The sequence below is a fragment of the Paenibacillus sp. AK002 genome, from assembly GCF_053903045.1.
In genome coordinates, this window is record NZ_CP096377.1 from 4,608,099 (window position 1) to 4,624,867 (window position 16,769).

The following is a 16,769-nucleotide window of genomic DNA, read 5'->3' on the forward strand; positions in this document are numbered from 1 at the left end:
CTCTCTCCTCCTACTATGCTGGTCTATGTATATATCATCGTATTATCTTCCAATCTCCAAAGCCTTCATGATCATCGCTTTCGAAGCGTTTATCGCCGTAACGTTAGCCTCGTAAGAACGGGTAGCTGCGAGCATATCCACCATTTCCTTCGTAATATCAACGTTAGGCATAAAGACATAGCCTTCCGCATTCGCATCCGGATGTGTGGGGTTATATACCTGCTTCAACGGGGATTGATCTTCCCGCACCTGCGCAACCTTAACCCCTTGCCCTGCATTCTGACCGTTCATCTGGGCTCTGAGAAGCCCTTCAAATGATTCCTGCTGCGGCTGAAACACAACCGTCTTTCGGCGATACGGAACGGCTTGTCCATTCTCGATTCGCGCGCGCGTGGTTTCCGCATTGGCTATGTTGGAGGAGATAACATCCATTCGAAGCCGTTGTGCCGTAAGAGCTGATGCATTAATTCCGAAGCTATTGCTAATATTCATGAATCCCTATCTCCCTTCAATAGCTGTACGCATCATTCGAATCTGCTCATTCACAGCTTGTACGTACGAATTATAACGGAGCTGATTCTCTGCAAGCAGCGACATTTCTCTGTCTGCATCGACATTATTCTGGTTGTTATTCATGGAACTGCTGCCGTCCTTTATGACCGAGGCATCCGGGATTGACCCGGTTGGACCAATGACAAAATGCCTGGGATCCGTTCTTCTGCCCTGAAGCGACAACTGGGCTCCATCCATTTCTTTCTTCAGAAGACTCTCAAAGGATACTTCGGATCTCTTAAAATGAGGTGTATCCACGTTCGCGATGTTGTTTGCAATCACGTTGTTCCTGAGATTCGCTGCATCCAAACCGCTTTGAAGCCGTTGAAAAGAACTATTATTCAACAGATTCACTAGCTCATTCCTCCTGACTGGATTTGCCGAAAGGTATTCCACTCTTCCTAGCTAAACCCTCTTTTTTCGACAAATAATATAATCCGTACGAACTAACCTAGGTCTTAAGTAGAAAAAGACAACATGATGTCACATAAACTAAGTTTCTTAAAGATTGGGACTTTTTACAATAAGAAAAAAGCCCTATCTTTTACCAAAAAGAAGGGCTTTGTGTTCATTTTTATCCGATTTTTTTCTATATTATTGCAAATCGTACCACTAAATCTGTAAATTTTAAGTGAATTTACCCGCTAGGTAGGTCCTGTTCCCATCCTGAATATTCACAAAAAATTGCGAAATCCGTCCCGATCCCTTCCAACATGCGAAAGCGCTTCGACATCTAGCAAGAAAGGCCGGGATGAATATCGACATTTATCTCCTTTTTGCATACCCGGCAGATAGACCTATACGAATGCAACTACAGAATATACTGGCTCAGGTCCCGATCCTGGGCGATGCCGGCAAGTTTCTCCCGGACATACTGCGGGGTGATCACCATCCGGTCCAGCGTCAATTCAGGCGCTTCAAACGACAGATCCTCCAGCAGCTTTTCCAATATCGTATGGAGCCTCCGTGCGCCGATATTCTCCGTGTTCTGGTTCACCGAAGCCGCGATTTGGGCAATTTCCCGGATCGCTTCCGGCGAAAACTCGATTTCCAGGTCTTCGGTACGCAGCAGATTGACGTATTGTTTGGTCAATGCGTTTTTCGGCTCGGTCAAAATGGACACAAAATCGTCGAGCGACAAACTGTTCAGCTCTACCCGAATCGGAAAACGCCCTTGAAGCTCGGGAATCAAATCCGACGGCTTCGCGATATGGAATGCGCCAGCAGCGATAAACAGGACAAAGTCCGTTTTTACCGGCCCGTATTTCGTCATGATCGTGGAGCCTTCCACGATAGGCAGAATGTCGCGCTGCACGCCTTCCCTGGACACATCAGGACCCGATTGACGGCCCTGGCTGGCAACCTTGTCGATTTCGTCGATGAAAATAATCCCGGATTGCTCGGCCCGGCGTATGGACTCTTGGATGACATCATCCATATCAATGAGCTTGCCTGCTTCTTCCTGCGTAAGCACTTTTCTGGCTTCCTTGACGGACAGCTTGCGGCGCTTCGTACGCTTCGGCATCAGGTTGCCGAACATCTCCTGCATATTCATGCCCATCTGATCATTGCCCTGTCCGGCAAACATGTCGAACATATTCGGTGCGGCATCCTCGACATCGATCTCAATCGTTTCGTCTTCAAGCTTGCCGGACAGCAGGTTAAAGCGCACCTGTCTCCGCTTCTCTTTAAGACTAACGTCCTTATCGTCCGCATCTTCCTCATCGGCCTGGGTTTCGTTGTTTCCTCCGCCAAATAGCATCTCAAAGGGATTACGCTGGCTCTTCTGGCCTTTGGTTGAAGGCGCCAACAGCTGAACGATCCGCTCGTTCGCCATTTCCTCGGCTTTGTCCTTAACCTTCTCCGTACGTTCCAGCTTCACCATCCGGATCGCGGTTTCCACCAGATCCCGTACCATGGACTCCACATCACGGCCGACATAACCAACCTCGGTAAACTTCGTTGCCTCGACCTTGACGAACGGTGCATGGACCAGCTTGGCAAGCCTTCTCGCAATTTCCGTTTTGCCGACGCCGGTAGGACCGATCATCAGAATGTTCTTCGGTACGATTTCATCCCGCTCGTCCTCGGTCAGCAGACTCCGGCGATAACGGTTCCGAAGTGCGACAGCGACCGATTTTTTAGCGTCCTTCTGGCCTACGATGTATTTATCCAGCTCGGATACAATCTGTCTAGGCGTCATCGATTCTTTACTCATCGCGAATACCTCCACCCCTGATATGGCTATATGTTGCTGCATGGCCCTCTTACAGCTCTTCAACAATAATGTTGCTGTTCGTGTAGACACACACCTCAGAAGCGATCTGAAGGGCTTCTCTGGCGATGTCTTTCGCTTCCATATGCCCTGCATGGCGCTTAAGCGCACGTCCGGCAGACAAGGCAAAATTGCCTCCTGACCCAATGGCCAGCACATCATCATCAGGCTCGATGATTTCGCCGCCGCCGGAAATCAGCAGCATCCCCGTTTTGTCCATAACAATCATCAAGGCTTCAAGTTTACGGAGCACCCTGTCTTGACGCCAGTCCTTCGCAAGCTCGACAGCGGCCCGCTGCAGGTTTCCATGGTGCTCCTCCAGCTTGCCTTCGAATTTCTCAAACAACGTGATCGCATCCGCCACAGAACCGGCAAAACCGGCGACAACTTGTCCCCGGTAAAGACGGCGCACTTTCTTGGCGGTCTGCTTCATGACTACACTTTCACCGAATGTGACTTGGCCGTCGCCGGCTATAGCTGCCGTGCCATTGTGCCGCACTGCGCAAATCGTCGTGGCGTGAAAAGTCATTTCCATGATGGCAGGACCTCCCTAAGAAAATAAGATTAGATTGTATTTAGTTCATGCTCGCTAATAAATACGCGTACCCCGTCAAGGGCACGGTTCGCAAGCGCTTCGTTCTTTTCCTTTTTGTTCCGAATCCGCTTCTCTAGGCCCGGAAGAAGACCGAAGTTCGCGTTCATCGGCTGGAAATTATCGGGATCCGCATGGGTGATGTAATAAGCCATGCTTCCGATGGTCGATTCCTGAGGAAATACGATCCCCTCACGCCCCTGAGCCGCTCTTGCCGCATTAATGCCTGCAATCAATCCGGACGCCGCCGATTCAACATACCCTTCGACGCCGGTCATTTGTCCCGCCAGGTACAAATTCGGCCGTGTTTTCACCTGATAGGTTTGTTCCAGCAATTTTGGCGAATTGACAAACGTATTGCGGTGCATGACGCCGTATCGCACGATTTCGGCGTTCTCGAGTCCCGGTATCATGGAAATGATGCGCTTCTGTTCGCCCCACTTCAAATGGGTCTGGAAGCCGACAAGGTTGTAGAGGGTACCCGCCGCATTATCCTGACGGAGCTGAACCACGGCGTAAGGCAGTTTGCCCGTATGCGGGTTCACCAATCCTACAGGCTTCATCGGGCCGAACAAGGCGGTTTGTTTGCCGCGCTTCATCATAACCTCGATCGGCATGCAGCCCTCGAAATAAATCTCCTTCTCAAACTCTTTCAATTGCGCGACTTCAGCATTAATAAGAGCGTCATAGAAGGCGTCGAACTCTTCTTCCGTCATGGGACAATTCAGATAGGCCGCTTCGCCTTTATCATAACGTGACGCTAGATAGACCTTGCTCATATCGATGGAATCCTTCTCCACGATCGGAGCAGCCGCATCGTAAAAATAGAAATAGTCTTCGCCCATCAGCTCGCGGATTTGCGACGACAATGCCGGCGAAGTCAGCGGTCCCGTAGCAATAACAACGATGCCTTCTTCAGGTATATGCTGAATTTCTTCATTTACGACCTCGATTAACGGATGCTGATGCAAGGTTTCCGTAATTTCTCCGGAGAAGCCGTCGCGGTCGACGGCTAATGCGCCGCCAGCCGGGACGGAATTGCGGTCAGCCGATCCGATGACGAGGGAATTCAGCATCCGCATCTCTTCCTTCAATACGCCGACCGCATTGGTCAATCCGTTCGCCCGAAGCGAATTACTGCATACAAGCTCGGCGAACTTGTCCGTATGATGAGCCGGCGTCTTTACGACCGGCCGCATCTCGTATAGTGTAACGGGTACGCCGCGGCTGGCGATCTGCCAGGCAGCTTCACTGCCAGCAAGTCCTGCCCCGATAACCGTAACCCTCTGTGAATCTGTCAACGTCATTACCCCCTGTATGCCTTACAAATCTGCTGCTTCATCCTGTTCCTCGACCATTTCGGAATAATCGCAAGAGGTACACTGAAGCTTGATGCCTTGCTTGCTTTTCTTCTCTACCATTAAACTGCTGCAATTCGGACACGGCTTCGTTGACGGTTTATCCCATGATACAAAGTCGCATTCGGGATACCGGTCACAGCCAAAGAAGACGCGCCCCTTCTTGCTCCGGCGTTCCACGACATGGCCTTCCTTGCATTTCGGGCAAGATACGCCAATGTCCTTCACGATCGGTTTGGTATTCCGGCAATCCGGGAAGCCCGAGCAGGCAAGAAACTTGCCGAAACGACCCAGCTTATAAACCAGGGGCTTGCCGCATTTTTCGCAGATCTCATCGGAAACCTCGTCTTCGATTTCGATTTCCTTCATTTCTTCCTCTGCTACTTCAAGCCGCTTCTCAAAGGACTCATAGAACTCTGCCAATACCTTGACCCAATCCTCGGAGCCTTCCTCCACATGGTCGAGATCCTCTTCCATGTTCGCCGTAAACTCCACATTGAGGATTTCCGGGAAGAACTGCTCCATCTGCTCGATGACAAGCTCGCCGAGCTCCGTCGGCATGAATTTTTTCTCTTCGATGGCAACGTAGCCTCTCTTCTGGATCGTCTCCAGCGTCGGCGCATACGTACTCGGACGCCCTATGCCGAGCTCCTCCAGCGTTCGGACTAGCCGCGCTTCCGTATAACGCGGAGGCGGCTGCGTGAAGTGCTGCTTCGGCTCAATGTCCTGCTTCTCCAGAATGTCTCCGGAATGAAGCTCCGGCAGGTATTTGTCTTCCTCTGTCGTCCCGTCGTCGTTGCCTTCAACGTAAACCTTCATGAATCCAGGGAAACGGACCTTCGAACCGGTCGCCCGGAAGACCGTATTCCCGGCAGTGATGTCCACCGAAAGCGTATCCAGTACTGCAGAAGACATCTGGCTTGCCACAAAGCGTTCCCAGATCAGTTTGTACAACCGAAGCTGGTCGCGGCTCATAAACGGCTTCATCGATTCCGGATCGCGCAGCACGGACGTTGGACGAATCGCTTCGTGCGCATCCTGGGCGTTGGCAGCTTTTTTCGAATATTGTCTCGGGCTCTCCGGCACGAACGGATCACCGTACTTCTCGGTGATGTATTCCTTCGCTTCTTCTTGAGCCGTACCTGAGATCCGCGTGGAATCCGTACGCATATAAGTAATTAAACCGACGGTGCCTTCCTTGCCTAACTCAACACCCTCGTACAGCTGCTGGGCTACCGACATGGTCTTGGCGGCACGGAAACCGAGTTTACGGGCAGCCTCCTGCTGCAAGGAACTCGTCGTAAACGGCGGCGACGGGTGGCGCTGACGCTCACGCTCTTTCACTTCGCCGACCTGGAAGGAGGCATCCCGAATCGCCTCGAGAATTTCATTCACTTCCTGCTCATTGGTCAGTTCCTTCTTCGCGCCGTTTAGCTGCGTGAATTTGGCTTCGAATGCGGAGCCTTTAATCGCCAGCTTGGCCGTTATGGTCCAATATTCTTCCGGAACGAAAGCGCTTATCTCATTCTCGCGGTCGAGAATGATTTTGACGGCTACCGATTGAACCCGGCCGGCCGAAAGACCCTTCTTCACTTTCTTCCATAGAATAGGACTGATCTTATAACCAACCAATCGGTCCAAAATACGTCTGGCCTGCTGCGCGTTAACCAGATCCATGTTAATTTTGCGCGGCGTTTTGAAGGCATCCTTCACGGCCGTTTTCGTTATTTCATTAAATACAACCCGCAGGCTTTGAGTATCATCCAGCTCCAACGCATGCGCAAGATGCCATGCAATGGCTTCCCCTTCGCGATCGGGGTCAGCTGCGAGGTACACTTTTTTCACCTTTTTGCTTGCATCCTTAAGTTCCTTTAAGACAGAACCTTTTCCGCGGATCGTAATGTATTTCGGATTGAAGTCGTTTTCCACCTCAACCCCGATCTGGCTCTTCGGCAAATCGCGAACATGACCCATCGAAGCCTTCACGATATACTTGCTGCCGAGATATTTGCCAATCGTTTTCGCCTTAGCAGGCGACTCTACGATGACGAGTGAATCCGCCACAGGTTCATCCTCCTCTCCAACATTCAAACTTTCCCATTATATGATTTTATATATAGCACCGGGTAATTGGGTAATCTGCTTTTTTATGATTAAAGATAACAGAACTGAATGCAAATGTCCAAAATCCCACCGGGTACGCTCGATCATCTCATCCAACGACCCGGGACCCTGTTCGAGCATATGGTATATTTGTCGCTCGTCATTTGTCAACCCGGCTAGTTCATCCGGACGCTCCTGACGAGGGGCCCGCCGCTCCTTATTGTATGTATCCGAGACCCCTTTTGGCAACCAGGAATCATATTCTTCTATTATATCCTCTGCTTCCGTGACCATCTTGGCCCCTTGCTTGATCAAATCCAAGGTCCCTCTGCTCTTGGGTGAAGTTAGCGGTCCCGGAACGGAAAACACGTCCCTTCCCGCCTCCAGGGCCAAATCGGCCGTAATCAGCGACCCGCTGCGGGCATCCGCTTCCACCACTACGGTTCCCAGCGTCAGCCCGGCGATGATTCGGTTTCGCTGCGGGAAGAATCCCGGCAGCGCCTTGGTACCCGGCGGGTATTCGGAAATAATAAGCCCTTTAGCCGCGATCTCTTCATAAAGTGATCGGTTCTCCGGCGGATAAATGACATCGATGCCGGCTCCGAGAACGGCCACCGTCGGCCCGCCGCTTCGCAAAGCGGTTTCGTGCACGACGCTGTCAATGCCTCTGGCCATGCCGCTGACAACCATAAGCCCCGCTCGGGTCAACGCCTCAGACAGCATCGATGCAACCTTGCGCCCGTAGCCGGTAGGCATTCTTGTGCCGACCATCGCGATCCCTGGCGTGGACAGCAAATGAGGATCCCCGATGCAATACAGAACCCAGGGCGCTTGCGGCGACGATTTCAACATGTCCGGGTAGACAGCATCAAGGGCTGTTATAATACGTATTTTTGTGCGGTTTGTCAAATTCCATACCTTGTCTTCCTCTTGTCGAAGCTCGACCTCCTCGTCATTCGACAGTTCGACACGCTTTCTTTCGACGGCGATAGGGAATTCTTTGGCCAGCTTGTTTGCTTTTTCGACAGGCAGACCGCACGCTCTCCAATCCTGCGCATCATAGGACAGCAAGCCTTCATGCAGCTCGCCGTTCAGTAGCATTCGGTTGATGGTCTTCCATCCGATGCCTTCGCTTTCATGCAATGCAACCAGCAGTAATCTGTCCAGCCTCATCACGCGACCTCCTTAAAATATAAAATCATAAACAAAAAAGCAACCCTTCATTTCCTAATCAGGAAATAAAAGGTTGCTTACCTTAAGTTATAACGTTAATCTGGCCTATTAATGGATAGGTCTTAGCCTTAGTGCGTTGTGCAGGACTCCAACAGACCCTTCTCTTCCAGCACGCTAACCAAGGTCGAGCCCATTTCTGCAGGCGTAGGAGCCACTTTGATACCGCATGCTTCAAGCACAGCGATTTTTTCCTTGGCTGTTCCTTTACCGCCGGAAATGATCGCGCCCGCGTGGCCCATGCGTTTCCCTGGAGGCGCTGTTGCGCCGCCAATGAAGCCTACCACCGGCTTGGTCATGTTGGCTTTGATCCACTCAGCCGCTTCTTCCTCAGCGGTTCCGCCGATCTCGCCGATCATGATCACCGCTTTGGTATTCGGATCTTCGTTAAACAGTCTCAGCACATCGATAAACTCCGTCCCTTTGACAGGGTCGCCGCCGATTCCTACGGCGGAGGATTGTCCGATGCCGCGAGCCGTCAGCTGATGAACGGCTTCATAGGTCAAGGTACCGCTCCGCGATACTACCCCGACATGTCCCGGCGTGTGGATATAACCCGGCATGATGCCGATTTTACATTCACCCGGCGTGATGACACCCGGACAGTTAGGTCCGATCAAGCGAGTCTTCTTGCCTTCCATATAACGGGATACCTTTACCATGTCGAGCACCGGAATGCCTTCCGTAATGCAGATTACCAGATCCATCTCGGCATCAACGGCTTCCAGAATGGAGTCGGCCGCAAAAGCAGGCGGTACATAAATGACGCTTGCGGTTGCGCCTGTTTTGGCTTTGGCTTCCTCAACGGTGTTGTAAACCGGCAGTTTGACGGTTTCGCCGTTCTCCAGCGTGATTTCAACTTCGGTTCCGCCTTTGCCGGGCGAAGTTCCGCCGACCATCTGCGTACCGTAATCCAAGGCGCCTTTTGCATGGAACAGGGCTGTTTTACCTGTAATCCCTTGCGTGATAACTTTTGTATTTTTATCGATCAAAATACTCACGATTGATTCACATCCCCTATTGTTATTTGAAAATGAAAGCAACCGCACGGCAGGGCTAAGAAGCCCATCGTGCCATGCCCCTTCAGGAATGAAATATTACTGAACGAGGGAGACGATCTTCTGTGCTCCGTCGGCCATGGAATCAGCAGGCACGATATTGAGACCGGACTCAGCCAAAATCTGCTTGCCGAGGTCTACGTTCGTTCCTTCCAAGCGTACAACAAGCGGACGAGTCAGTCCCAGCTGTTTCGCTGCTTCGACAACACCGGTAGCAATAACGTCGCAACGCATAATGCCGCCGAAAATGTTGACAAAGATTCCTTTTACTTGAGGATCGGACAAAATAATCTTGAAGGCTTCCGTTACCTTCTCCGTTGTTGCGCCGCCCCCAACATCAAGGAAGTTGGCAGGGTCGCCGCCATAATACTTGATGATGTCCATCGTAGCCATGGCAAGACCTGCCCCGTTAACCATGCAGCCGATATTGCCGTCGAGAGCTATGTAACTCAAGTCGTATTTGGACGCTTCGATTTCCTTCTCGTCTTCCTCATCCAGATCACGCAGTTCCAAGATGTCCTTATGACGGAACAACGCATTGGAATCGAAATTGAGTTTGGCATCGAGAGCCATGACGTTTCCGTCACCGGTTACGACAAGCGGATTGATTTCAGCGATAGAGCAATCCTTCTCTACGAATGCCTTATACAAGGCCAGCATGAACTGAACGGCTTTGCCTACCAGTTCATTCGGAATATTAATGGAATACGCTAATTTCCGCGCTTGGAATGTTTGAAGTCCGATCGCCGGATCCACGACTTCTTTGAAAATTTTCTCAGGAGTTGCTGCTGCAACCTCTTCGATTTCGGTACCGCCTTCCTCGGACGCCATCATGACGACACGGCCGGTAGCGCGGTCAACGACCACCCCGATATAGTACTCTTTGCGAATATCGCAGCCCTCTTCAATAAGGAGACGCTTGACTTCCTTGCCTTCCGGACCCGTTTGGTGAGTCACCAACACCTTGCCCAGAATTTCTTCGGCATAAGCACGAACCTCATCCAGGTTCTTCGCCACTTTAACGCCGCCGGCTTTACCGCGGCCGCCTGCGTGGATCTGCGCTTTGACAACGGTTACGGGACTGCCCAAAGATTGCGCAGCTTCAACTGCTTCTTCCACCGTAAACGCTACCTTGCCGTTCGGAACAGCTACTCCATATTGCTTCAGTACTTGTTTTCCTTGATATTCATGGATATTCATTCTCGAATCCTCCTATCAACATGACTGGAACAAGGCTGGCTGACACGGAACCAATCTATGAAAGTTCGCACTGTCAACCTTTATATATTAAACCCAAGCTATTGTAACATGTTTTTAAAACGCTTACCTTAAAAAGTTCACCGTTTATCCACTCGATTTGGCATGGGTATGATTCCTTCCAGATATAAATTGGAAATATATGTATCATCATCTGTTTTTTCGCGCGTAAAATATCAAACCTATAATGCCTAACACCACAATTGCAATGCCAAGCAATCCTGCTGCAAGCATAATTAAGATATTTTCCCACAATATTGTCATTTCGATTCCCTCTCCATCCCCATAGAATTAGTTCATCTATTACTATTATACCATTAAATCCCTTTTCAGGGAGATCGAACTGTGACGCAATATAAAACTCTTTATCCTTTCTGTGCGATCCGGTAGAATGATTTGGAAAAGAGAAAGACAAGTAGGCATTTTCATAAGGAGATTCAGCATGAAATGGTTGACATCGTTTTTTCCGCTTCATTCCTTGTTCGTCAAAATGTTGGTCTATTTTCTCGTCGTAATTATCCTGCTCTCCTCCTACAACCTATGGTCGATGACCTTCTATTCCCGCAATGTGAACAATGAGATCGTCAAATATAATCTGACCCTGATTCGAAACACCGTCGATAATTTCGAGAAGCAATATTCCACCTGGAAAAGCCTCCTCCTCAACCTTCAGCATAACGAATTCGTCGGCAATATCAGCAGGCAGGCCGATGCCGGCGGAAAGAAAGGAATCGATTATCTGCAGGTTGAAATGGTGACGGATCAGATTCGGACCCTGGTAAGCCAGCCATACTATCACTTGAATAATGTCATGATCTACTACCGGAATCATGCCTTTCTGCTTGAACGGGACGGCATCGTTAACGATGACCGCATGTTCAAGCACTATTACATAAGCAGTTCCTACCCGTACGAGTTCTGGAAAAAGACAGAGCGCGCGAATGGGTTTATGCAAATGCTTCCCAGCAGCGCCTTCTCCATCGGGACCGAGAAGAGCGAGGTGCAGCTGCTGCCGTTAGTCGCGGATGTGCAAGGAAGCCCCTGGCAAATCATAGCTTTCGTAAATATGAAAAGCTGGTATGAATCCTATAAAGGAATGGCCGGTTCCCGCTTCGTGCTGTTGGACCCGAAGGGAACGAAACTGTATGAATCCTCGCCGGACGCGGCTTCCCAGCCGCTGCCGGTATGGGATGGCCAGTCGGATTGGATCATGGAGAAGGGATCGTACTATTTTTTCGAAAAAGGGGCACGCTCCGGTCTTACCTATATCTCCATCATTCCGCACAGCGAACTTAATCAAAGCATCAGCCGCATGAACTGGATTGCCGTGCTGTTATTTGCCGCTACGCTGCTAATAGGCACGTTGGCATCGTGGATCTTCTCTCGCAATATCAACCAACCGCTGAAGAGAATGGTGACGGGGCTGGGCCAAACGGAGATGGAGCTTTATCAAGGAAGCATCGCCGAATTCAGCGCCATTTCCAACCACCTGAAGGGATTGCAGCACGAGCGCAAGATGATCAAGGAATGGATGGACCAAACCAAACCGCTCTTAACCAGCTATCATTATTTGGCACAGTTCAAGAACATTGCCATCGATACCGCCGCTTCCAAAGAACTTTGGGTCGGCGAAGGAGCATTCATGGTCATTGTCTATCAATTGAGGTACCGTCATAACCCGACTCAAAAGCTTGATGCCTTGATGACACGGGCAACCGGCAAAATCAAGGACATCATCACGCTGCAGATCCAAGAGGCTTTTCCCTTATCGCACACCCTTCAGATGGAGGGCAAACAAATCTTATCCATCGTGTACACGCAGGAAAAATCAGACACGCTGCAGCAGAGCCTCACCCAGCTCAAACGGATTTTTGATCACGATCAAAGCACCTATCTCGTGAATATCGCGGTTTCATCCGTCTTCCAGCAAACCTCGGAGTTCGATCAAGCCTATGCGGAAGCCATGTCGTTCCTGCTTCAAGCCAGGCCGCTTGAAGAAACCCAGATTATTTGGGAGAAGGAACTCCGCGGCGATGTTACGGGCTTCACAGCCGAGCAGGAACACGAGTTTTACGTGAATTTGCAGGCGGGCAACGAGAGCAGCTGCCAAATGCTGATCGATCGGGCATTGGAACGGTTGCAGCGGCAGGAGGCTACGGCGGATCAGCTGAGCCATTTTGCCAATTCGGTCTCGGTCCGCATGAGAAGAACCGTAGAACTGCTGAAGATCAATACCGACGTGCTTCCGAATGATGCCGATATGCTTGCATACAGCGTAACTCCCGACCAATACCGGGAAGTCCTTCTCGACGAGCTCTCCCATGCAACCCAAGCGATCCGCCGGAAACGGGAGGAGCATTACGATATCATCCAATATGTCATTCAGTACCTGGAGTCCCATTACAACGAAGAAATATCGCTCGAGCAGCTTGCTTATAAACTCAACATGTCACCCACCTATCTGTCCGGGTATATTAAAGAGAAGACGGGGAGTAACTTCAGCGACCAATTGAATGCCATCCGGATAACAAAAGCAAAAGAGCTTCTGGAGACGACGAACATGCCGATTCAGGAAGTAGGCAACCGGATCGGCTACCGCAACGTCACTTCCTTTATCCGCATGTTCAAAAAAATAACCGGCCAAACACCAGGCGATTACCGGAAGACCAATTGGATCCGGTAAGGCAGGTGAGCGGCCGGCCGCTTAACCTTTGACGGAGCCGATCAGAGCTCCTTTTACGAAATATTTCTGGATAAACGGGTAAACCAGCAGGATCGGCAGGGTGGACACCATGATGGTAGCGAACTTCAGACCATCCTCCACCACCACGATATCGCCTACAACAGGCCCATCCGTTCCCGTCAATTGGCCCGACAGCACGATGTTTCTTAATATCACCTGCAGCGGCTGCATATCGGCATCCCGCAAGTACAGGAGCGGACCCATGAAGTTATTCCACATCCCTACCGCATAATACAATCCGATGGTGGCGAGCACCGGCTTGGAGAGCGGAAGCACAATCCGAAAGAAAATTCCGATCTCGGACAGACCGTCGATTTTGCCGGATTCCTCAAGCTCTTGGGGCATCCCCATGAAGAAAGTCCGCATGATCAGCAGATTCCAGGTGGCTACGGCTCCGGGCAGCACCATGCCCCATATGGTGTTGACAAAGCCCAGCTCCTTCACGACCAGAAACGTCGGAATCATGCCTCCGTTGAAAAACATCGTAAACACGATCAGCATCAATATCGGTTTACCCATGACCAGCTTGGCCTTGGAGAGCGAATAGGCTCCGAGCGCCGTCACCATCAAGGAAATTGCCGTACCAAGAACGACATAAATCAGCGTATTCTTATATCCTTTCAGCACGCGCCCGTCCTCGAACACATACTGATACATATCCAGGTTGAAGCCCTTCGGCCACAGCCAGACCTCCCCCGAGGCAATGGAGGCGGAATCGCTGAGGGACACGGCCAGCATGTAGACAAACGGGTATAAACACGCCCCTACGACCCCTGTCAATATCAAGGCATTCAGGGCGTCAAACCAATTCCATTTGGGTTTCATCACGTTCCTCCTCTACCAGATGCTGCTTCCGCTGACTCGCCGGCTGAACGCATTTGCCGCGATAATGAAAATAAAGCTGATGATGCCGGTAAACAGATCGATCGCCGTTGCATAGCTGTAGTTGCCTTGCGTTAAGCCTACTCTGTATACGTAAGTAGATATGATATCGGCCGTCTCGTACGTAGCGGGAGTTGCAAGCAGGTATACCTTCTCAAAGCCGATCTCCAATATTTTTCCGATATCGAGTATCAAGATGATCACAATCGCCGGGGCGATGCCGGGCAGCGTAATGTTCAGCGTCTGTCTCCACCGGTTCGCTCCGTCCATGCGCGCCGCTTCATAGAGCTGCGGATCGATGGCCGTCAATGCAGCCAAATAGATAATGGTCCCCCACCCAATATGCTGCCATACGTCCGTCGTTACATAAATCGACCTGAACCAGGAGGCTTCCACCAGAAAGTTGATCCGTTCAAGCCCAATGGCATTCAGCAGCTGGTTGACCACCCCGCCTGTAGGCGACAGAAACATGACCGCGATCCCCGCGACAACCACATTGGATATGAAATGCGGAAGATAACTGACCGTCTGGACAAACCGCTTCAAGAAAGATTTGCTCACTTCATTAATGAGTAACGCAAGGATGATGGGTGCAGGAAAGCCGAAAATCAGCTTATACAACCCCAGCAGAAAAGTATTCCGGAGAACAGGCCAGAAGTCGGGCGTATTAAAAAACATGCTGAAATATTTGAACCCCACCCAGTCGCTCTCCGCGATTCCCTTAAACAAGTTGTAGTCCATGAAGGCGATCGAAACGCCGAATATGGGAACATATTTAAAAATGATGTAATACAGAGCACAGGGAAGAAGCAGCAGCAGCAGGTATTTATCCCGCTTCACTTTGGTCAAGAAACTCGAATGCCGTGCTTGCAAAAAACGTATCCTCCTTTAGCAGCGAAATCCATGCGGTATTCATAAGCGGCTCCCCCTGCGGACCGGAACCAGGCTTAACGAGCATCCGAAGAGCCTGTCCGAAAAAGAGAGCCGCCACAGTTCATCTGGGTGCATGGCGTTCAGGTTAAATTACTTGGCTTCGTTCAGGAATTTCTGCGTCCGTTCATAAGCGCTTTGATGAACATCCAGCACCTGCTGCACGCCAAGTTTGTTCACTTCTTGCACGTAAGTGTCCCATTCATCCATCGGTTTCTGTCCCAAAATGAATTTCGCAATCTGCTCCTCATGGAACTTCTTCACGGTTTCGCCGACCATGCTCAGCACTTCATTCTCTTCATTCGTATACGCAAGCCTTGGCTGCGGCTTCGTTTCATGGTCTGGTGCGATTTTCATCGCTTCCCGCATTTTTGGTGAATACATGGACTCGTATGCGGTCATGTCCAATACCAAGTGAGCCCCGACCGTCGCGATTCCCGTTTTGGTCCTTAAGTCGCCAAACTCTTTGTAATCATCGTTGAACGTGCGAACCCCGTTCTCCGTCGTGAACGTCTCGCCTTCCCTGCCCCAGGTTGCCAGCTCAATTCCTTCGGGGGAGAACAGGAAATCAAGGTACTGCAGCAGTCGATCCCGCTCTTTGGAATTTGACGCTACGGCAAAGCCGTCACTCTGCAATCCGGCAAATACGTTATGGGACTTGCCATCCGGCGTGCCGATAGGCGGAACCATGTAATCAAGGCTGAACTCAGACGTTGCATCCCCCAGCATCAACGGGAGTTCATCCATGATGCCAATGTAGTCGCTGGCGATAAACGATTTGTTCTGAAGCAGCAGATCGTTAAATTGCTTGCGTTTATGTGCCATGAAGTCAGGCGCAACCAAGCCCTCCGCGTAAAATTTATTCATGTATTCGACCATTTTCTTGTAGTTGTCTTCTGTCGGTCCGTAGCGCCATTCGTTCTTCTCGAAATCGTAATAATAGCTGCTGTTGGTATTAAACGCAGGTGCCATATTAACCAGCGGGCTCAATCCGTTGAACACGGCAATCGGGAAGCTGTCCGGATACAGTTCCTTCAACTTTTTCGCAACGGTATACAGCTCGTCGTAAGTAGTGGGCGGCGTCAGATTGTGTTTCTTGAATATATCGTCCCGGTAAAGCCAGGAACGCCTGGATTGCTGCTCAAGTCCGTACAACGGCATAAAATAATTTTTTCCCTCGGGAGACAGAATAGCAGCCTTTACCTCCGGATGATCATCAAGAAACTTCTTGTAATTCGGCATCTGATCCAGATGCTCGAAATAGTCGACGAACGCTCCGCTGGCTCCGTGCGTGTTGGCGGCATTCAGGCTGTTGACCATCATGAGATCCGGGATCTCGCCCGAAGATATCGCCAGGTTCATCGTGGTCGTATAATCGCTCATGACGGGTTGTACCTTGAAGGAGATGCCGGTTTCCTCTTTTAAATACTTATAAATCGGCCAATTCTCCTTGTACGGCCAATTCGTATGGGAAAAGGTCATCATCTCTAACGTGATTTCCTTCCCAGTATCAGCGCTTTCATGATTCCCCTCGTTTGCCGCGTTATCTTTCGAGCAGCCGCTCAGCAATGCGCCGGTCATAACGGCAGCCAATGCCGCCAGCCCCAGCTTTCGGTTCCAAATTTTCACGCAACCCTCTCCCTTATGTATGATAATGTAACGCTCGACGCTCAACCCGTCTTGACGTTTACGGTTTTGATTGTACCTGCCGGAGCTGCTCATTGACCATTCACAATCCTTCCCGTTATTGGCCAGACCTCAGAATCTGAAAAAGTGGCAATCATCTGAA

The 16,769-nt window shown here is 50.5% G+C and carries 13 protein-coding genes; 1 reads left to right on the forward strand and 12 read right to left on the reverse strand.

Features of this window, described 5'->3' with window-relative positions; all coding sequences use genetic code 11:
- Window positions 1-42 precede the first annotated feature (42 nt).
- From flgC to sucC, 9 genes are all read right to left on the reverse strand, one after another.
- A complete protein-coding gene (gene flgC, locus M1D70_RS20425; protein ID WP_009594707.1) occupies window positions 43-492 on the reverse strand; it encodes a flagellar basal body rod protein FlgC in 450 nt (149 codons plus the stop codon).
- Between the two features lie 6 nt (window positions 493-498).
- A complete protein-coding gene (gene flgB, locus M1D70_RS20430; RefSeq protein WP_009594762.1) occupies window positions 499-906 on the reverse strand; it encodes a flagellar basal body rod protein FlgB in 408 nt (135 codons plus the stop codon).
- 457 nt (window positions 907-1,363) lie between these two features.
- On the reverse strand, window positions 1,364-2,770 hold the full coding sequence (gene hslU, locus M1D70_RS20435; protein WP_009594759.1) for an ATP-dependent protease ATPase subunit HslU: 1,407 nt from the start codon (window positions 2,768-2,770) through the stop codon (window positions 1,364-1,366).
- A 49-nt stretch (window positions 2,771-2,819) separates the two neighbouring features.
- Window positions 2,820-3,362 carry an ATP-dependent protease subunit HslV gene (gene hslV, locus M1D70_RS20440; RefSeq protein WP_006211334.1) on the reverse strand — a complete coding sequence of 181 codons (543 nt, stop codon included), beginning with the start codon at window positions 3,360-3,362 and terminating at the stop codon, window positions 2,820-2,822.
- A gap of 29 nt (window positions 3,363-3,391) precedes the next feature.
- The gene (gene trmFO, locus M1D70_RS20445) at window positions 3,392-4,726 is read right to left on the reverse strand and encodes an FADH(2)-oxidizing methylenetetrahydrofolate--tRNA-(uracil(54)-C(5))-methyltransferase TrmFO (protein WP_009594693.1); all 1,335 of its coding nucleotides are present in this window, start codon (window positions 4,724-4,726) and stop codon (window positions 3,392-3,394) included.
- A gap of 15 nt (window positions 4,727-4,741) precedes the next feature.
- A complete protein-coding gene (topA, locus tag M1D70_RS20450; RefSeq protein WP_009594778.1) occupies window positions 4,742-6,841 on the reverse strand; it encodes a type I DNA topoisomerase in 2,100 nt (699 codons plus the stop codon).
- Between the two features lie 36 nt (window positions 6,842-6,877).
- Window positions 6,878-8,053 carry a DNA-processing protein DprA gene (gene dprA, locus M1D70_RS20455; protein ID WP_456287780.1) on the reverse strand — a complete coding sequence of 392 codons (1,176 nt, stop codon included), beginning with the start codon at window positions 8,051-8,053 and terminating at the stop codon, window positions 6,878-6,880.
- A gap of 128 nt (window positions 8,054-8,181) precedes the next feature.
- The gene (sucD, locus tag M1D70_RS20460) at window positions 8,182-9,111 is read right to left on the reverse strand and encodes a succinate--CoA ligase subunit alpha (RefSeq protein ID WP_009594770.1); all 930 of its coding nucleotides are present in this window, start codon (window positions 9,109-9,111) and stop codon (window positions 8,182-8,184) included.
- 96 nt (window positions 9,112-9,207) lie between these two features.
- Entirely contained in the window at window positions 9,208-10,368 is a 1,161-nt protein-coding gene (sucC, locus tag M1D70_RS20465) for an ADP-forming succinate--CoA ligase subunit beta (protein ID WP_009594712.1), read from the reverse strand.
- A 499-nt stretch (window positions 10,369-10,867) separates the two neighbouring features.
- On the opposite strand from sucC, the gene M1D70_RS20470 reads away from it, so the two are divergent.
- Window positions 10,868-13,108: a helix-turn-helix domain-containing protein gene (locus tag M1D70_RS20470; RefSeq protein ID WP_456287781.1), complete on the forward strand. Its 2,241-nt coding sequence runs from the start codon at window positions 10,868-10,870 to the stop codon at window positions 13,106-13,108.
- Window positions 13,109-13,129: 21 nt separating this feature from the next.
- On the opposite strand, the gene M1D70_RS20475 is transcribed toward M1D70_RS20470, so the two are convergent.
- The 3 genes from M1D70_RS20475 to M1D70_RS20485 form a co-directional block, all read right to left on the reverse strand.
- On the reverse strand, window positions 13,130-13,993 hold the full coding sequence (locus M1D70_RS20475) for a carbohydrate ABC transporter permease (protein ID WP_009594779.1): 864 nt from the start codon (window positions 13,991-13,993) through the stop codon (window positions 13,130-13,132).
- Between the two features lie 12 nt (window positions 13,994-14,005).
- Window positions 14,006-14,899, reverse strand: a complete 894-nt coding sequence (locus M1D70_RS20480; protein WP_235201591.1) for an ABC transporter permease — start codon at window positions 14,897-14,899, stop codon at window positions 14,006-14,008.
- A 174-nt stretch (window positions 14,900-15,073) separates the two neighbouring features.
- A complete protein-coding gene (locus tag M1D70_RS20485; RefSeq protein WP_456287782.1) occupies window positions 15,074-16,609 on the reverse strand; it encodes an ABC transporter substrate-binding protein in 1,536 nt (511 codons plus the stop codon).
- Window positions 16,610-16,769 lie beyond the last annotated feature (160 nt).

Excerpts from the sequence above, each read along its gene's own strand:
- flgC (WP_009594707.1), bottom strand. The coding sequence starts at position 492 with ATGAATATTAGCAATAGCTTCGGAATTAATGCATCAGCTCTTACGGCA.
- hslU (WP_009594759.1), bottom strand. The coding sequence starts at position 2,770 with ATGAGTAAAGAATCGATGACGCCTAGACAGATTGTATCCGAGCTGGAT.
- hslV (WP_006211334.1), bottom strand. The coding sequence starts at position 3,362 with ATGGAAATGACTTTTCACGCCACGACGATTTGCGCAGTGCGGCACAAT.
- trmFO (WP_009594693.1), bottom strand. The coding sequence starts at position 4,726 with ATGACGTTGACAGATTCACAGAGGGTTACGGTTATCGGGGCAGGACTT.
- dprA (WP_456287780.1), bottom strand. The coding sequence starts at position 8,053 with ATGAGGCTGGACAGATTACTGCTGGTTGCATTGCATGAAAGCGAAGGC.
- sucC (WP_009594712.1), bottom strand. The coding sequence starts at position 10,368 with ATGAATATCCATGAATATCAAGGAAAACAAGTACTGAAGCAATATGGA.
- M1D70_RS20470 (WP_456287781.1), top strand. The coding sequence starts at position 10,868 with ATGAAATGGTTGACATCGTTTTTTCCGCTTCATTCCTTGTTCGTCAAA.
- M1D70_RS20475 (WP_009594779.1), bottom strand. The coding sequence starts at position 13,993 with ATGAAACCCAAATGGAATTGGTTTGACGCCCTGAATGCCTTGATATTG.